This is a genomic window from Paenibacillus terrae (genome assembly GCF_000943545.1).
Taxonomy (GTDB): Bacteria; Bacillota; Bacilli; order Paenibacillales; family Paenibacillaceae; genus Paenibacillus; species Paenibacillus terrae_A.
This window is the reverse complement of the sequence record NZ_JTHP01000056.1, coordinates 12,169-28,339: the sequence shown is the minus strand read 5'-3', so window position 1 is coordinate 28,339 and position 16,171 is coordinate 12,169. Positions and strand designations below refer to the sequence as shown.

Genomic DNA, 16,171 nt, shown 5'->3' with positions numbered 1-16,171 from the left:
AAGGTGTTGAAGCATGAGTAATCTTTCTAACGGATTGCCTCCCCGGACACAAAGCGGGAAAAAATCCGCCAAACCGAAAAAAACGAAAAAGAAAAAAAGCTTTTTCAGATCGTTTATGAAGTTTGTTCTGTTTCTGCTCATTATAGGTATCTTGGCGGCTGGCGGTTATGCCTACTACCTATACAATCAGGTAGAGGAAGTTTTAGATACGGGGATCAATAAGGAAGTGCCCAAAACACAATTGGCCGAGGCCAAGCCTTTGACCATTTTGTTGCTTGGAACGGATTACCGCCCTGATCATCCAACTTATTTGTCGGACGTTATTATGGTAGCTACACTGAATCCGAATACCAAGTCATCTACAATCGTGTCGTTGCCGAGGGATACGCGACTGGAACTGGATGGATATAAACCTCGTAAGCTGAATGAGTACTATCCGGTGTTCAAGGCCAGAGAGAAAGAGTCTGGTGAAGTCGCTGAAGAGCAAATGAAGAAGATGGTCGGCAAATATTTGAATATTGACATCGATTATGTGACGGTTATTAACTTCCAGGGCTTCAGAGATGTTGTGGATAATTTGGGTGGCGTAGATGTTACAGTCGACAAAAATATGTGTTACCGTGACAGTGCAGATGGTACTAACATTAACTTGAAGGCTGGAGCACAACATTTGAACGGTGATCAGGCCCTTGATTTTGTTCGTTACCGCAAATCAAACTGTCGCCCGAGAACAGCTGAATCTGATGATTTTGATCGCAACCGTCGACAAAATCAGGTGCTTCATTCCTTAATTGACCAAATGCAGTCCTTCAGTGCTCTAAGTAAATTTAGTGCAATTATTAAATCTGTTGATAAGAATTTGATGACGGATATTGAGTCTCAGCAAATGAAAAATCTCGTACAGACCTATTGGAATATTTCCAAGCAAAATGTGAAATACAATCCGGTAGCAGGAACATGGCGCAGTCCTTATGTCTATATTGATGAGCAACAGCTTGAACTGGCCAGAAAATCCTTGCAAGAGGAGCTATCAAAAAAAGCGAGCGACAATAATACTGTCTCTTCTTCCAATTCTTGAGTTTGTATCTTTCTTCCCTCTTATGTTATACTCGCAGCGAGTAAAAGCTCTATTGCATAAGGGGGTTGAGGTATGTCTGAATGGGTAGCACGCCAAGTATATGGATTTGACATTCATACCCGTTTGCTGTCTAATGTCGTTTGCTTTTTCTGTAATGAAATGAATGAAATAAGTAAGGTCCAGTGAGTGATCACTGGGCCTTTTGTGTCTGATCCAAAGGTGTACAGGCTCTAAAGCTCTAATTACCTATCAACTTTTCGTTGTTTAACGCTGCTTCTGGGGTCTTTTTTCAGGGAATCAGCAAGTATTGGCTACTCGGTGAATAGGTATAGGTATGAAACACGAGATTGTCCACGCCGCTTTGGAGGGGATCTAAATGAAGAAAATTTTTGTGCTGGATACGAATGTGCTACTGCATGATCCGAAAGCCATCTTTACCTTCAAAGAACATGAAGTGGTTATTCCAGCTGTTGTTCTGGAAGAAATTGACTCCAAAAAACGCAACGCGGATGAGATTGGACGGAATGCCCGCAACGTATCGCGATTGCTGGACGGATTGAGGGAAGTAGGGCATCTGCACAGTGGTGTTCCGCTTCCGCAAGGTGGGAGGCTCAAGGTTGAATTAAATCATCGGAGCTTTTTGAAAGTTCAGGAGATGTTCGGGGAAGTTTCGAACGATAACCGAATTTTGGCGGTCGCCTTGAATTATCAGTTGGAGGAGCAGGAGCTCCCTGAACCGCGTTCGGTCGTACTGGTCAGTAAAGATGTGCTGGTGAGAATCAAGGCAGATGTGTTGGGACTGCTGACCGAAGACTATTTATCCGACAGAACCGGTGATCTGAGTGAGCTATATCCCGGGTACTCGGCAATTCAGGTGCATCCGTCCATCATAGATGAGTTTTATTCCAATCGTTTTTTACCGATTAAGCCATTGGAGCTATCTTATACGCTATATCCTCATGAATTCGTTATTCTAAAGGACGAGATGGGGACTGGAAAATCAGCATTGCTGAAAGTAAACCAGGAAGCAGACCGATTAGAGCCTCTGTATTTAAGCAATGAACCGGTGTGGGGGATCAGTGCGCGTAATGCCCAACAGCGGATGGCGCTGGAGCTATTGCTTAATGACGATATACCGCTGGTGACGATTACCGGAAAAGCGGGTACAGGCAAAACGTTGCTGGCGCTCGCTGCTGGTCTGCTCAAGGTAGAGGATGAACATCGCTTCAAGAAGCTGCTAATCGCCCGTCCTGTCGTTCCTATGGGCAAGGATATCGGTTATTTACCGGGAGAAAAGGAAGAAAAGCTTCGTCCGTGGATGCAACCGATTTACGACAATCTGGAATATTTGTTTGATACCAAAAAATCAGGCGATATTGATAAAATTTTGATGGGCTTGGGCAGTATTCAGGTGGAGGCGCTCACTTATATTCGCGGGCGTTCAATACCTGGACAATTTATTATTATTGATGAGGCACAGAATTTGTCCCGGCATGAAATTAAAACAATCGTGTCCCGTGTAGGTGAGGGGAGTAAAATCATCTTGATGGGAGACCCGGAGCAAATTGATCACCCCTATCTGGATGCTGCCAGTAACGGCTTGACGTATGTAGTAGAACGCTTCAAGCAGGAAGGGATTAGCGGACATATCATGCTGGAAAAAGGAGAGCGCTCCAAGCTGGCGCAGTTGGCAGCAGATTTGCTGTAGTAGCTCATATCACTATCCCATTATCAGGATGTTTATATACTGCGCAGTATTTGTTGTAAATAAGAAGACCTCGGGAACATCCCGGGGTCTCTTATTTTTGTCCATGTATTATTTATGATAGCAATACAAGGGTGACAAAGCCTTACTTCAGGCTCAATTCGAGCTTAACCTCAAGTACTCCGGCTATGGTGCGTACCTCTGTAGCCTTGACATAAGAAATGAGTTGCTGAGGATAGAAGCCCAGATCAAAATCCTTTTCCAGCTTGTTACGGGTCGTATCTGGTAGCTCCAGCCCATTAAAGACCAGGCGATCCACATGGAATAAAATCGCATTTTGCGGTTCATTCTCTACCGTGTAGTGCCCCTCTACCCTCAATTTCATGGTTCCCTGTTGACCTTCTACAACAATACGATCCTGCCCGAAGGAAAAGTTGAAGTGATTAAATAATTCATTTTCTGATTTCAGAAAACGGTTAAAATCTTCCTCACGTATGCTTATCGTAATGACTTTGCCGTTTGTAACCATGGCTCCTTGCTGTTGCTGAATAAATTGAGGTAAATCCTGCATCGCTTGAGCTAGCGCTTTAAAATGCTTGTTCACCTCGTAGACGCCTACATTCTCCCAATAAGCTGTCATTTCGCCGATCAGCTTGCGTAGAGTATCCGGGTTCTTGCTGGCGTTAACACCGTCATTTACACGCGCCTGAAGCAGGACAATACGCTTACGTTGTTCCAGCAGGTTTGTTTTGACGGTTTCCAAATCTGATGAAGCCCGGGTGACCTGTTCTTCTGTTTTTCGCATATTCCGATAATTGGACTCGTATTCTTGAAGTACATCCTGATCGTGGCTAATCAGCAACAAGTAGTAATCGTACAGGGAGAGAAGCTGTTTTAGACTTTTGGCACCCAATACTACACTGAGCAGCTTGTCCCTTTCTCCCATATAATAGGAGCGCAGCACAGAACCCGCGCGTTTCCTTTGCATAGTCATCTGTTCCTGCTGAGTGGCAAGATTGCTTCTAAGTTCCTGCTGACGTTGTAAAAGTATCTGTTGTTCCTGACTGATCCGCTCAATTTCATGATCAATCTCGACGATTGACAGACTATCTTGCAAAATCCGGTTTGCCTCTTCTGAAGGAGCGGCCAGAACAGGACGTGCTGACATGGAGGTCCATATCAAAATGATGGTCAGCAGAACACAACTTAACATTTTTAGAGCGGGTCTGATCATTGGTTTTCCCCTTTTGTGTATTCCCGAAAAAAGTCTAACAGTAATATATATGTGCCTTTCTTATTCTTTAACCATTCATATATTGTACAGCAGCCAGAGGATGCTTGAAACCCGAAACTATATTTGTCCACGTATGAGTTCTTATAGAAATGGAAATACAATTTAGTATCAAATAGATTCTATGAACTCTACGAGAGGCATAGAAATAAATAAACAGCTTTTATACCCTATTCAAATACCGGTAAGACCGGTTCATGAAGACGGTTATTTCAGGATGTTGTTAGGAGGGCTAGAGGCATGACTGCAATAAGACAAGATGCATGGAGTGTTGAAGATGATTTGATACTGGCGGAGGTGACATTGCGTCATATCCGGGAAGGCGGAACACAGCTCGCCGCATTTGAAGAGGTTGGGCAAAAAATAGGAAGAACCTCCGCAGCATGCGGCTTCCGCTGGAACAGTTGCGTGCGCAAGCGTTATGATGAAGCCATCAGCATTGCTAAAGCGCAACGTCAAAAACGTAGTTATATTCGCAAGCAGAGTCCAGTTGGTGTATCTCAGGTGGCAGCTTTTGCCACGCTTGATACGGCTGAAGGGCTATACAGAGCGGATGGAACGAGTGAGGATACGTTGTCCATCGACGCAGTGATCCGTTTTTTGCGTCAATGGAAGGGATCTGTACAGGAAACCAATCGACAGATCAAGATGCTGGAAAAAGATTTACGTGAAAAGGAAGAGGAATTAAATCAACTTCGCTCCATTAATGATCGGTTGTCCAAAGAGGTTAATGAGGTGCAAACCGACTATCGCGTCGTGAATGATGATTACAAAGCCTTGATTCAGATTATGGACCGAGCCCGCCGTTTGGCTTTAATCACTGAGGATGAGGAAGAGCTTAAATCCAGATTCAAAATGGACGCCAATGGGAACCTGGAGCGCATTGAGTAGCAAAATTACAGCAGTAAATGTTAAATAGAACGTCAACTCACGCTTTGCCGTAGTTGGCGTTTTTTGTATTTCTCTAGAGTGCATATGATATAGTAGAAAAAAAGATGGAAGTGAGACGATACATAGGTGATTGATATTATTGGAGCAGGTTCGCTCGGATTGTTGTTTGCCGGGAGGCTGGCAGCCTCAGGCACGAAAGTAAGGTTATGGACACGAACGCTTGAGCAGGCACGTATCATTGCTTGTGAAGGGATAACTGTACTTGAAAAAGAGGGGCATGTTGCTGTTCATGTGGCTGGAGGAGACGAATTAAAGGCAGCGCCATTGGCAGATTGGAAACGCTTGAATTCACAGGTTCCGGCACGGTGGATTTTGATAATGACTAAACAGGGGGCGATTGGGGAAGTGCTGGACCAGATTAAATCTGCGGCTAATACAGAAAGCGATATCGGAATTGTTTGCTTACAGAACGGAATCGGACATATAGAACGAATTAGACAAGCCTATCCTGAAGCGGTGGTATACCCTGCGGTAACGACCGAAGGAGCCAAGAGAATGGGGGTAGCATCCGTCGTGCATGCCGGGCTGGGGGCTACGGAGATTGGCTGTCCGGATGTGCTGGAGGAGAAACAGGTCGGGAGTTTCGAACAATATGTGCTAAATCGGCTGCTTACAGCAGGATTTGACGTTTGCTTGTCGAAAGAAATCGAGAACGGTATATACCGTAAGTTGCTAATCAACGCTGTGATTAATCCGCTGACAGCAATATGGCGAATCCCCAATGGAGAGCTGCTTTCCGATCCGGGCCGTATACATATGATGCACAAGCTATACGAAGAAGGCATTCAAGTGTACGAAGCCAATGGTATTCGGTGGGACAGCGCATGGTGGGATCAGATTATGAAGGTTTGCCGGGCAACGGCAGAGAATCAGTCGTCTATGCTGGCCGATGTGCTTGCACATTCCATGACAGAGGTTGCTTCCATTAATGGACAGCTGGTGCAGATGGCAGAGCAAGCGGGGGTTACTGCACCAACCCATGCGGTATTATGGCAATTAATTGAGGGCATGCGGCTAAAAGAGGGGTGATCAGTTGAGTCTCATACAAGGTACCATCATCACATTTAGTATTCTTCCCTTTTTTCCGTTTCTGATCGTGTTTGCGGTTTGCCGCTACCTGCTTAAACTGGAAAAAAAGAAGTCATTGCTTATATCTATGGACATTACCACGGCTTTTCTGATACTATCCGTCGCGGCTCTCTTTAATGTCATTTTTGCATCAAGATTCGGTTTTTATTTGATATTACTTCTGCTACTTTTGGCGCTGGGTTTAATTGGAGGAGCCCAAAATCGAATAAAGGGTAAGGTCGATGGGAAAAGATTATGTAGAGCAGTGTGGAGATTAACTTTTATAGCCATGACATTAGCGTATATTCTATTAACTATTGTTGGCATTTTTAAAAATATATTCAATAACATGTGATATAACATGACATGAAAACCCAAAAAAATATGAATTAATCATGTTTTTTTGAAAAAAAAGCTCAATTTCAAGAAATGTGATGTAGATTTTTTTGACCGCTGGTTGTATAATCTATAAACATATACCACTTTAGAACTAGGGGGAAAACGCTAGATGAAAAGGAAAAGCTTTTTAGTCCTTTTGACACTCATTCTTGCAGTTGGCGCACTGTTAGCAGGTTGTGGCTCCAGCAGCAAGAACGAAAACAATGGCAAGGGCGCGCAAGAAAATACCTCAACTACGCCGGCTCCGGCCGACAAACAGATTTTGCGCATTAATCTGGCATCCGAGCCGCCAACATTTGACCCGGCACAGGCTCAAGACACTCAAGCAAACACTGTTTTGAAAACAATGTATGAAGGTCTTGTTCGTATGGGCCCTGATGGTAAAGAAATTCCTGGCGTAGCTGAATCATGGAAAATTTCCGATGATGGCAAAACATATACGTTCAAGCTTCGGGATACTGCAAAATGGAGTAATGGTGACCCTGTCAAAGCAAGTGACTTCGTATTTGCTTGGCAACGGGTATTGGATCCTTCCACGGCTCCAGCACCTCCGTATGCTTACCAATTGTACTATATCAAGAATGCTGAGGGATACAACCTGAGCACATCCAAATCTTTTAAAGGAACTAAAATTCCAGACTTCAAAGATGTAGGTGTCAAAGCAGTTGACGACCATACATTGCAGGTAGAACTGGAACATGCAACACCTTACTTCTTGGGCTTGACTGCTTTCTACACCTATTATCCGGTGCACCCGTCTGTTAAAGGTAATGATAAATGGGCGACTAAAAAAGAAAGCATGATCACTAATGGGCCTTTCACATTGTCGACTTGGGAGACAGGTCAAAAGATCGAAGTTTCCAAAAATGAGAATTATTGGGGTAAGGACGAAATTAAGTTGAAGACAATTACAATGTCCCTTGTAAACAGCGGTGCAACAGAGCTGGCTTCTTACAGAAGTGGACAACTTGATTATGCAGGTAAACCTAATGGCGAAATCCCTGCAGATCAAATGATGGCTGTAAAAAATGAAATGCCTAATGAATTCCAGGCTAAAGGAATTGCAAGCACATATTACTATTTGTTTAACGTTACTGAAAAACCGTTCAACAATCTTAAAATTCGTAAAGCCTTTGCAATGTCCATTCAACGTCAGCCGATTGTTGAAAGAGTAACGATGGGTGGGGAAATTCCTGCTTATGGCTTTGTCCCTCCGGGTATTAAAGGTTTGTCTCAAGAATATCGTAATGAGCACAAAGATGATTATTTCAAGGAAGATGTGGCTGAAGCGAAGAAATTGCTTCAAGAAGGTATGAAAGAAGAAGGTGTAACTTCGCTTCCTCCAATAACCTTGCTTTATAACTCCACTGAAGGACACCAAAAGATTGCTTTGGCAGTCGCTGATATGTGGAAGAAAAACCTGGGTGTGGATATTAAAACACAGAATCAAGAGTGGGGCGTATTTATCCAAACTCGTAACAAATTGAATTTCCAAATTGCTCGTGGTGGATGGTCTGCTGACTTTAATGATCCAATGACATTCCTGGATATCTGGACAACTGGTAATGGTAACAATAATTCTGGATACGCTAATCCAGAATATGACGGTTTAATTAAAGCGGCTAGAACAGAAACTGATCCAGGTAAACGCATGGAAATATTTGCTAAAGCTGAGAAGCTTCTTGTTCAGGATGATATGATTTTGTTGCCTATTTACTATTACTCTAATACTTCCTTAACGAAACCAAATGTAAAAGGGATTGCCTTGGATTTTAGTGGTGCAATTGATTTTACAAGGGCTTATATAACACAGTAAGTAGCTGATACTTGATTCTGAAGTTGAAGGGTTACTTCGGGATATATATGTGGATACTACCATATATATCCCGTTTTTTTTGTGTGTGAGGGTTCCTTTCATGAATTATGTAACCATGCATATAAGTAGAGTGGACAACCTAACTCTATTTCTATAGAATCGAATGGTGTCGAAAAAAATGGGGGGTGTAAACGGGCGATGGCGCGTTATTTGATCAGTAAATTCGTTTTTATGCTTATTTCTTTGCTTATTCTGATCTCTGCGACGTTTTTTCTAATGAAAGCAATTCCGGGTAACCCTTTCATGAGTGAAAGAGCGACGTCTCCTGAGATTCAAGCCCGATTGATGGAACAGTATGGGCTGGATAAGCCGGTATATGTACAATATTTTAAATACTTAGGTGATATCGTTACAGGTGATTTTGGAATTTCTATGAAAAAATTAAATCAAGATGTAAGCGACATTATTGGACAAACTTTTATGGTATCACTTAAGTTGGGTCTGGTTGCTATCGTTTTTTCTGTTATTGTCGGTATTTTATTAGGTATGCTTGCGGCGTTGTATCATCGTAGGCTCATTGATACGGTAGCTATGATAATGGCAATTATGGGGATTGCGGTTCCCAGCTTTGTTCTTGCATCATTAATTCAGTTCTTTTTTGCTCAAAAGTTGGGACTATTTAATGTTATGGGCTTTGAGGGCCCGATGGACTACATTCTGCCTGTTGCGGCTTTGTCTGCTCAACCGATTGCATTTATTGCAAGATTGACGCGTTCCAGTATGTTGGAAGTGCTACATGCGGATTATATTAAAACGGCCAAGGCTAAAGGTTTGAAATCGATAACAATCATGTTCAAACACGTTGTGCGGAATGCTATTTTGCCAGTTGTTACCTATGTTGGCCCGATGACAGCAAATATTATTACCGGATCTGTTGTTATTGAACGAATCTTTGGAATAGGTGGTATCGGTAAAGTGTTTGTGGATAGTATCACAAGCCGCGATTACACTATGATTATGGGCATTACCATTTTTTATGGTGTTTTACTCATGTTAGCTCGTTTTATTACGGATGTTGCGTACGGGTTTATTGATCCTCGGATTAAGCTGACCGGCGGGAAGGAGGGGTAACTTATGTCTGTGAAAGACAATGCTATGAAACTGGACAAGCTCCAGGTAAAGCCGGAAGATTTCCAGAAAATCGGAGTGGATGAAAAGCAATCCGAAGTTATTAAGCGGGAAAGTTTGTCTGCTTGGCGCGATGCTTGGGAACGGCTTCGTAAAAACAAGGTTGCTATGACTAGCTTGATTATTCTATTTCTTATCGTGCTTTTCTCCTTGATTGGTCCGATAATGTCACCTTATAATTACTATTCTAATGATTTGCTGAGCACAAACCTGCCCCCTTCTGCGGAGCATTGGTTCGGAACGGATGAGTTGGGTCGTGATATGTTTGTACGTACATGGATGGGTGCCCGAATTTCCTTAACTATCGGCTTGGCTGCAGCAATGATTGATTTGCTGATTGGTGTCATTTATGGTGGGATTATGGGTTACTTTGGTGGACGTGTAGATGAAATCATGAATAAATTTTCTGAAATTCTGTATTCCATTCCTTATCTGCTTGTTACGATCCTGCTGCTCGTTGTACTGGAGCCGAGTATCACGACGATTATTATTGCCCTATGTGTAACTGGTTGGATTAACATGTCATGGATTGTGCGTGGGGAAATGATGCAACTCAAAAACAGAGAGTTTGTACTTGCTTCCCGTTCCATGGGTGCTGGAGCAGGTCGCTTGCTTTTCCGCCACCTCTTGCCTAATGCTGTAGGTCCGATCATCGTTACATTGACGTTGAGCGTTCCGACCGCTATTTTTTCCGAAGCTTTCCTGAGTTTTCTCGGTTTAGGGGTGCCGAATCCTCAGTCGTCGCTTGGTTCGATGATTGAATCAGCTCTGACAGGATGGATGTACTATCCTTGGCGTATGCTTTTCCCGGCAGGTTTGATCAGTTTGATTATGCTTGCGTTCAACCTTTTTGGTGATGGATTGCGTGATGCGCTTGATCCGAAGCTGAAGAAATAGGAGGTGAGATCATGGTGAGTAGCAACAATTTAATTGAGGTTGAAGGTCTTAAAAAGTATTTTAATGTTGGCAAAAACCGAGTGCTCAAAGCGGTGGACAACCTGAATTTTTATATTCGCGAAGGCGAAACACTAGGTATGGTTGGTGAATCAGGTTGTGGTAAATCTACAGCGGGCCGTACCATTCTTCGCTTATATGAGCCTACAGCAGGTAGCGTGCGCTTTAACGGTACGGATATCTATAAATTATCATCAGGTAAAATGAAAGCTATGCGCCGTGATATGCAGATGATCTTCCAAGATCCGTATGCATCCTTGAACCCGCGTTTTACGGTTTCTGATATTATCGGTGAGGCACTGGATATTCACAACATGGCAGGTAGCCGTGCAGAGCGCAAAAAACGGATTGAAGAGTTGTTGGATCTGGTAGGTTTGAACCCGGATCATGCAACCCGTTATCCGCATGAGTTTTCCGGTGGACAGCGTCAACGGATCGGTATTGCCCGCGCGCTGGCGGTTAACCCTAAATTCATCATTTGTGATGAACCGATCTCGGCTCTTGACGTTTCTATTCAGGCTCAGGTTGTCAACCTGTTAAAAGAGCTCCAAGAGCGTCTTGGTCTCACATACCTGTTCATTGCGCATGATCTGTCAATGGTCAAGCATATCAGTGACCGGGTAGCTGTAATGTATATGGGTAAAATGGTTGAGCTTGCAGAAAGCGCGGAGTTGTATGCAAACCCGATCCATCCTTATACGAAAATGCTTCTATCGGCGATTCCGATTCCCGATCCAGAAGTTGAAGCTAACAAAAAACGGATTATTATGCCTGGCGATCAAGCCGGCCCCATTCATACAAATGATGCATCCGGCAATAAGTCAGGAGCCTACAACCTGGAAAATGCCAAGCTGATCGAAGTGTCCAAAGGACATTTTGTAGCCGAGCCTTACGCCTGATGTTGCTTTTCTACCAACCGCCGAGTTTGCTCGGCGGTTTTTTTTGTGGGAAGCTTTGACGCGGACAAGGGCTTTCGGTACAATCAAGCAGTAAGGTTTTGGTGGAGACAGGAGGCAGACCCATGAGAATAATTCCGGAAGAGCTTCGCGGAGGGTCGGCTTTGGCAGAAGATTACATACAGGGTACAGGACGCGCACGCGATTTGTATGAATATGATGTTCTGCATGCCGATGCTTATGCCCAACGAGCGAAGCGGCTGGATGAGACGGAGCATCTGCGATTAAACCGCAAGGATGTCGTAGCATGTCTCCGTATATACAATGAGCAATACAATGCACACAAGGCAGTTCGTGCTTCATTGGATCGGCTGGAGCAGCCAGACGCTCTGGTGGTGGCTGGCGGGCAGCAAAGTGGACTGTTCACAGGCCCGATGCTGGTCGTTTACAAAGCTGCTACGATTATTAAGGCGGCCAAGGAAGCGGAGGAACGGCTGGGGCGTCCAGTTATTCCCGTTTTCTGGATTGCCGGTGAGGATCATGACTGGGATGAGGTCAATCATACATATGTAATGGCGAATGACCCGCAAGCAGTCAAAATCAAGCTGAATAAGCAGCCGGAACGTCGTTCTTCGGTTAGTGCGATTAAGGTCGATGTCGCAGAGTGGAAGCAAGCTATGGCTGATATAGAGCAAAGCTTGCCTGACTCAGAGCATAAGGCTGATATTTTACGCATGATTAAGCATGGTTTCAATGATTCTTACGGATTAGGTGAAGGCTTCGCCAAGTTGCTGGGACTTCTTTTCGGTGCCTACGGATTAGTGCTGCTGGATTCAGCTGATCCTTTGCTGCGCAAGCTGGAGACATCCGTTTTCCGTCGGTTGGTTCAACACAATGATGAGCTGGAGCAAGCTTACCACGCGACTGCTGCACGGATTGTAGATTATGGCTATCATTTGCAAGCAGATGTGAATGAAGGCGGCGCCAATCTCTTTTATATCCATGAAGAAGAACGCTTGCTGCTGTTCAAGCAAGATGGTCTATTCACGGATCGCCGCGGTCAGGTAGCATTTACAGTCGAAGAACTGCTCGAAGAGACAGACAGGCATCCGGAACGTTTTAGTAACAATGTCCTAACTCGCCCTCTTATGCAGGACTCACTGTTTCCAGTGCTGGCCTCTGTGCTGGGTTTGGGAGAAATTGCCTACTGGGCGATTACACGCGACGCTTTCGGCGTACTGGGGATGCAGATGCCATTACTGCTGCCACGGATGTCCTTTACGTTGGTGGAGCCAGGTGTGGAAAAGCATATGCTTAAGTACGAATTGAGCTTTGGAGAAGTTAGAGACGGGCTTGAGGAACGGAAAAAGCAATGGATTGTCACCCACGATCAACTTGGAATGCAGGAGCAGTTTGTCGGGGCCAAGGAAGCTTTTGTCCGTATGTACGAACCACTGATACAGCAGTCAGGCTTGATTGAAAAAGGTTTGCTTCGGATTGGGGAAACCAATCGTGAGAAGATTCTGGAGCAGATTGCCTATCTGGAAGCAAAAGTTCAGGAGGCACTGTTCCGGCAAAATGAAACAGCGCTTCGTCAATGGGATCGCATCGAGTGGTCACTTTTTCCGTTCGGACAGCCGCAGGAACGGGTGTATACGATCTATCATTTTCTAAACCGTTACGGCCGCAGCCTGATCGATATGATTATGGATGTGCCGACCGATCTGACGGGTATGCATCGTGTCATTTATGTATGATTTAGCATGTTAACAGCTACAACCAATATGAAGGAGGAACAAATATGACTTCCCATTCTTTGCAAAACAGCATCGTTCACGATCTTAAACTGGCGCCTGAGGGTCATCTGAAAATTGATTGGGTGGAAGCCCATATGCCGGTATTGAACCGTATACGTCAACAGTTCGAGCAGGAGCAGCCTTTTAAGGGTCTGAAGGTAACCATCTGTCTGCATCTGGAGGCCAAAACGGCCTACCTGGCTAAAGTAGTACAAGCGGGCGGGGCTGAGGTTACAATTACGGGTAGTAATCCGTTGTCCACTCAAGATGATGTTTGCGCAGCGTTGGTTGAAGATGGAGTTACGGTTTTGGCTAAATACAATCCGGACCCTGCTGAGTTTAAAAGCTTGCAAATTAAGGCGCTGGAAACAAAGCCGGACCTTATTATTGATGACGGGGGCGACCTGGTTACTCTCTTGCAATCCGAACGCCCTGATCTGATTTCTACCATCCGTGGTGGGGCGGAGGAAACGACTACCGGGATTATTCGCTTGAAGGCGCTCGAAAAAGAGGGTCAACTCCACTTCCCTATGGTGGCCGTTAATGATGCTTACTGCAAATATTTGTTCGACAATCGTTATGGTACTGGACAGTCAGCATTCGACGGCATTATTCGCACAACCAATCTGGTTGTGGCAGGCAGCACGGTCGTAGTGGTGGGTTATGGCTGGTGTGGTAAAGGGGTTGCGATGCGTGCGAAAGGGCTGGGAGCCAACGTGGTCGTAACCGAAGTTGATCCTATCAAGGCAGTAGAAGCGCATATGGATGGTTTCCATGTGTTGCCTATGGTGGAAGCAGCCAAGTTGGGTGACTTCTTCATTACGGTGACTGGCAACAAAGCTGTAATTACCGGAGAGCACTTTGATGTCATGAAGGACGGGGCTGTGCTGTGCAATGCGGGGCATTTTGATGTGGAGGTTAGTAAGCCTGAGCTTGCCAAACGTTCCGAATCCATTCGGACGGTGCGTCGCAACATTGAGGAGTACCGCTTCAAGGATGGACGTAAAATGTATTTGCTGGCAGAAGGACGCCTCGTGAATTTGGCTGCGGCGGATGGTCATCCTGCGGAAATCATGGATACCACGTTTGCACTTCAGGCGCTTGGCTTGAAATATGTGAACGATCGTTATAATGAGCTGGGCAAAGCCGTAATTAATGTACCTTATGAAATTGATGAGCAGGTAGCCCGCTTCAAGCTGGATAGCCTGGGAATCAAGATTGATTCTTTAACAGAGGACCAAAAGGTCTATCTGGATAGCTGGAATGCATAACTTGAGCATTGCCGATCACGATGCCCGGGTTCAAAGGTTTTAACGTGTAACACAGGTGTCTGTATAGGTTGATGATGAATGGACTAAGCCCTTTATTTTCATGTTGTTTCGAAGCCTGATGCATATTGTCGGGAGTTCGTCTTCATGGAATAAGGGGCTTTTTGGCGTGTTATGATACGTGGCAACAATAACAGACATCACCGTATGGATTTGTCGTTTATCACTTTTTGGAAATGTAAAGAAGGTCTTTGATTTTTTAAAGCGAATCTATTATGCTTAGGTGGTGGAAAGTGGGCCAAAGTGGGAGAATGGGGTAAGGGGTGACGAAACCAATGTTTATGGGGGAGTTCCAACATAGCATTGATGAGAAGGGACGGCTTACTGTTCCGGCCAAGTTTCGTGAACTTCTCGGTGCCTCGTTCGTGGTTACCCGCGGGCTGGACCAATGCCTCTTCGTGTATCCCATGGATGAGTGGGCTGTCATGGAGAAAAAACTTAAAGCACTGCCTTTGATGAAGGCCGATGCGCGGGCGTTTACCCGGTTTTTTTTCTCGGGGGCGACTGAATGCGAATTGGACAAACAGGGCAGGGTAAATTTACCGGGGAATTTGTGCGAATACGCCAAGCTTACCAAAGAGTGCGTCGTATTGGGAGTGTCCGCCCGGGTAGAGATTTGGAACAAGCACACTTGGGAGCAATATTTCAGCCAATCAGAAGAAGCATTTAACGACATTGCTGAGAAATTGGTTGATTCCAACTTTGAATTGTAATTTAGGAGGTCAGCCGTTTGTTTCACCACATTACCGTACTCAAGGAAGAAGCAACACAGGCACTAAACATCAGGCAGGACGGGATCTATGTGGACTGCACGTTGGGAGGGGCAGGACACAGTTCTGTCATTGCGTCACAGCTTGGCCCTGAGGGAAGGCTGATTGCCTTTGATCAGGATGACTGGGCATTGAACAATGCGCGCGAGAAGCTGTCGGCCTACGAAGGAAAGATTTCATTGGTGAAATCCAACTTTCGCCACTTGCAGGACAGGCTGGCCGAACTGGGATTGCCCGAAAAAGACGGCGTCCCGCAGGTCCAGGGTATTTTGTTCGATCTGGGTGTGTCCTCGCCCCAGTTCGATGAGGGGGAGCGGGGATTCAGCTACAATCATGATGCGCCGCTTGATATGCGGATGGATCAGAGTAGCTCGCTGACGGCTTACGAGATTGTCAATGAATGGCCAGAAGCAGAGATTGCGCGTATTTTGTTTCACTACGGAGAAGAGAAGTTTTCACGCCGGATCGCGAAGATTATGGTTGAACGTCGAAAGAACAAGCCTATTCACACAACAGGGGAACTTGTCGATATTATCAAAGAAGGAATTCCGGCTGCGGCACGCAGAACCGGGGGACATCCAGCCAAACGCAGCTTTCAGGCTTTGCGGATCGCTGTAAACGATGAGTTGGGTGCACTGGAAGATACTTTGCATCAGGCAGTAAAATGCCTGGCTCCAGGGGGCAGAATTTCGGTCATTACGTTCCATTCTCTGGAGGATCGGATATGCAAGCATATTTTCAAGGAGTATTTGGCGAGAAGCATCTATCCATCTGATTTGCCTATTTTGGAGGACAAAATGATAGGCGATCTGAAGCTGGTGAATCGTAAGCCGATTGTGGCGTCAGAGCAGGAATTGGAGCTTAATCCACGGTCCCGGTCAGCCAAGCTGAGAGTTGCCGAGAAATTGTAAATTTAATGGAGAAGGAGAGG

The 16,171-nt window shown here is 45.1% G+C and carries 14 protein-coding genes; 13 read left to right on the top strand and 1 reads right to left on the bottom strand.

Annotation, left to right across the window (positions count from 1 at the left end):
• Positions 1-13: 13 nt before the first annotated feature.
• Entirely contained in the window at positions 14-1,078 is a 1,065-nt protein-coding gene (locus QD47_RS22320; RefSeq protein WP_044648193.1) for an LCP family protein, read from the top strand.
• Between the two features lie 376 nt (positions 1,079-1,454).
• Positions 1,455-2,786: a PhoH family protein gene (locus QD47_RS22315; protein ID WP_044648192.1), complete on the top strand. Its 1,332-nt coding sequence runs from the start codon at positions 1,455-1,457 to the stop codon at positions 2,784-2,786.
• A gap of 142 nt (positions 2,787-2,928) precedes the next feature.
• Here the strand turns inward: QD47_RS22315 and QD47_RS22310 are convergent, their stop codons facing one another.
• The gene (locus QD47_RS22310; RefSeq protein ID WP_052646875.1) at positions 2,929-4,017 is read right to left on the bottom strand and encodes a coiled-coil domain-containing protein; all 1,089 of its coding nucleotides are present in this window, start codon (positions 4,015-4,017) and stop codon (positions 2,929-2,931) included.
• A gap of 297 nt (positions 4,018-4,314) precedes the next feature.
• On the opposite strand from QD47_RS22310, the gene QD47_RS22305 reads away from it, so the two are divergent.
• The 11 genes from QD47_RS22305 to rsmH all read left to right on the top strand — a co-directional run bounded on the left by QD47_RS22305 (position 4,315) and on the right by rsmH (position 16,151).
• A complete protein-coding gene (locus QD47_RS22305; protein ID WP_044648191.1) occupies positions 4,315-4,965 on the top strand; it encodes an RsfA family transcriptional regulator in 651 nt (216 codons plus the stop codon).
• A 126-nt stretch (positions 4,966-5,091) separates the two neighbouring features.
• On the top strand, positions 5,092-6,054 hold the full coding sequence (locus QD47_RS22300) for a ketopantoate reductase family protein (RefSeq protein ID WP_044648190.1): 963 nt from the start codon (positions 5,092-5,094) through the stop codon (positions 6,052-6,054).
• A gap of 4 nt (positions 6,055-6,058) precedes the next feature.
• The gene (locus tag QD47_RS22295) at positions 6,059-6,448 is read left to right on the top strand and encodes a DUF3397 family protein (protein ID WP_025685747.1); all 390 of its coding nucleotides are present in this window, start codon (positions 6,059-6,061) and stop codon (positions 6,446-6,448) included.
• Positions 6,449-6,601: 153 nt separating this feature from the next.
• Positions 6,602-8,308: a peptide ABC transporter substrate-binding protein gene (locus QD47_RS22290; protein ID WP_044648189.1), complete on the top strand. Its 1,707-nt coding sequence runs from the start codon at positions 6,602-6,604 to the stop codon at positions 8,306-8,308.
• A gap of 198 nt (positions 8,309-8,506) precedes the next feature.
• Positions 8,507-9,439, top strand: a complete 933-nt coding sequence (locus QD47_RS22285) for an ABC transporter permease (RefSeq protein WP_044648188.1) — start codon at positions 8,507-8,509, stop codon at positions 9,437-9,439.
• A gap of 3 nt (positions 9,440-9,442) precedes the next feature.
• Positions 9,443-10,393: an ABC transporter permease gene (locus QD47_RS22280; RefSeq protein WP_044648187.1), complete on the top strand. Its 951-nt coding sequence runs from the start codon at positions 9,443-9,445 to the stop codon at positions 10,391-10,393.
• Positions 10,394-10,404: 11 nt separating this feature from the next.
• A complete protein-coding gene (locus QD47_RS22275) occupies positions 10,405-11,349 on the top strand; it encodes an ABC transporter ATP-binding protein (protein WP_044648186.1) in 945 nt (314 codons plus the stop codon).
• A gap of 122 nt (positions 11,350-11,471) precedes the next feature.
• On the top strand, positions 11,472-13,103 hold the full coding sequence (bshC, locus tag QD47_RS22270; RefSeq protein ID WP_044648185.1) for a bacillithiol biosynthesis cysteine-adding enzyme BshC: 1,632 nt from the start codon (positions 11,472-11,474) through the stop codon (positions 13,101-13,103).
• A 44-nt stretch (positions 13,104-13,147) separates the two neighbouring features.
• Positions 13,148-14,413, top strand: a complete 1,266-nt coding sequence (locus QD47_RS22265) for an adenosylhomocysteinase (protein ID WP_014282449.1) — start codon at positions 13,148-13,150, stop codon at positions 14,411-14,413.
• Positions 14,414-14,745: 332 nt separating this feature from the next.
• Positions 14,746-15,183, top strand: coding sequence for a division/cell wall cluster transcriptional repressor MraZ (gene mraZ, locus QD47_RS22260; protein WP_044648184.1), 438 nt, complete (start codon positions 14,746-14,748; stop codon positions 15,181-15,183).
• A gap of 17 nt (positions 15,184-15,200) precedes the next feature.
• Positions 15,201-16,151, top strand: a complete 951-nt coding sequence (gene rsmH / locus QD47_RS22255) for a 16S rRNA (cytosine(1402)-N(4))-methyltransferase RsmH (protein ID WP_044648183.1) — start codon at positions 15,201-15,203, stop codon at positions 16,149-16,151.
• Positions 16,152-16,171 lie beyond the last annotated feature (20 nt).

Coding starts and splice junctions, on each gene's coding strand:
- QD47_RS22315 (WP_044648192.1), top strand. CDS start 1,455: ATGAAGAAAATTTTTGTGCTGGATACGAATGTGCTACTGCATGATCCG.
- QD47_RS22265 (WP_014282449.1), top strand. CDS start 13,148: ATGACTTCCCATTCTTTGCAAAACAGCATCGTTCACGATCTTAAACTG.
- QD47_RS22280 (WP_044648187.1), top strand. CDS start 9,443: ATGTCTGTGAAAGACAATGCTATGAAACTGGACAAGCTCCAGGTAAAG.
- QD47_RS22320 (WP_044648193.1), top strand. CDS start 14: ATGAGTAATCTTTCTAACGGATTGCCTCCCCGGACACAAAGCGGGAAA.
- QD47_RS22275 (WP_044648186.1), top strand. CDS start 10,405: ATGGTGAGTAGCAACAATTTAATTGAGGTTGAAGGTCTTAAAAAGTAT.
- QD47_RS22305 (WP_044648191.1), top strand. CDS start 4,315: ATGACTGCAATAAGACAAGATGCATGGAGTGTTGAAGATGATTTGATA.
- mraZ (WP_044648184.1), top strand. CDS start 14,746: ATGTTTATGGGGGAGTTCCAACATAGCATTGATGAGAAGGGACGGCTT.
- bshC (WP_044648185.1), top strand. CDS start 11,472: ATGAGAATAATTCCGGAAGAGCTTCGCGGAGGGTCGGCTTTGGCAGAA.
- QD47_RS22290 (WP_044648189.1), top strand. CDS start 6,602: ATGAAAAGGAAAAGCTTTTTAGTCCTTTTGACACTCATTCTTGCAGTT.
- QD47_RS22285 (WP_044648188.1), top strand. CDS start 8,507: ATGGCGCGTTATTTGATCAGTAAATTCGTTTTTATGCTTATTTCTTTG.
- QD47_RS22310 (WP_052646875.1), bottom strand. CDS start 4,017: ATGATCAGACCCGCTCTAAAAATGTTAAGTTGTGTTCTGCTGACCATC.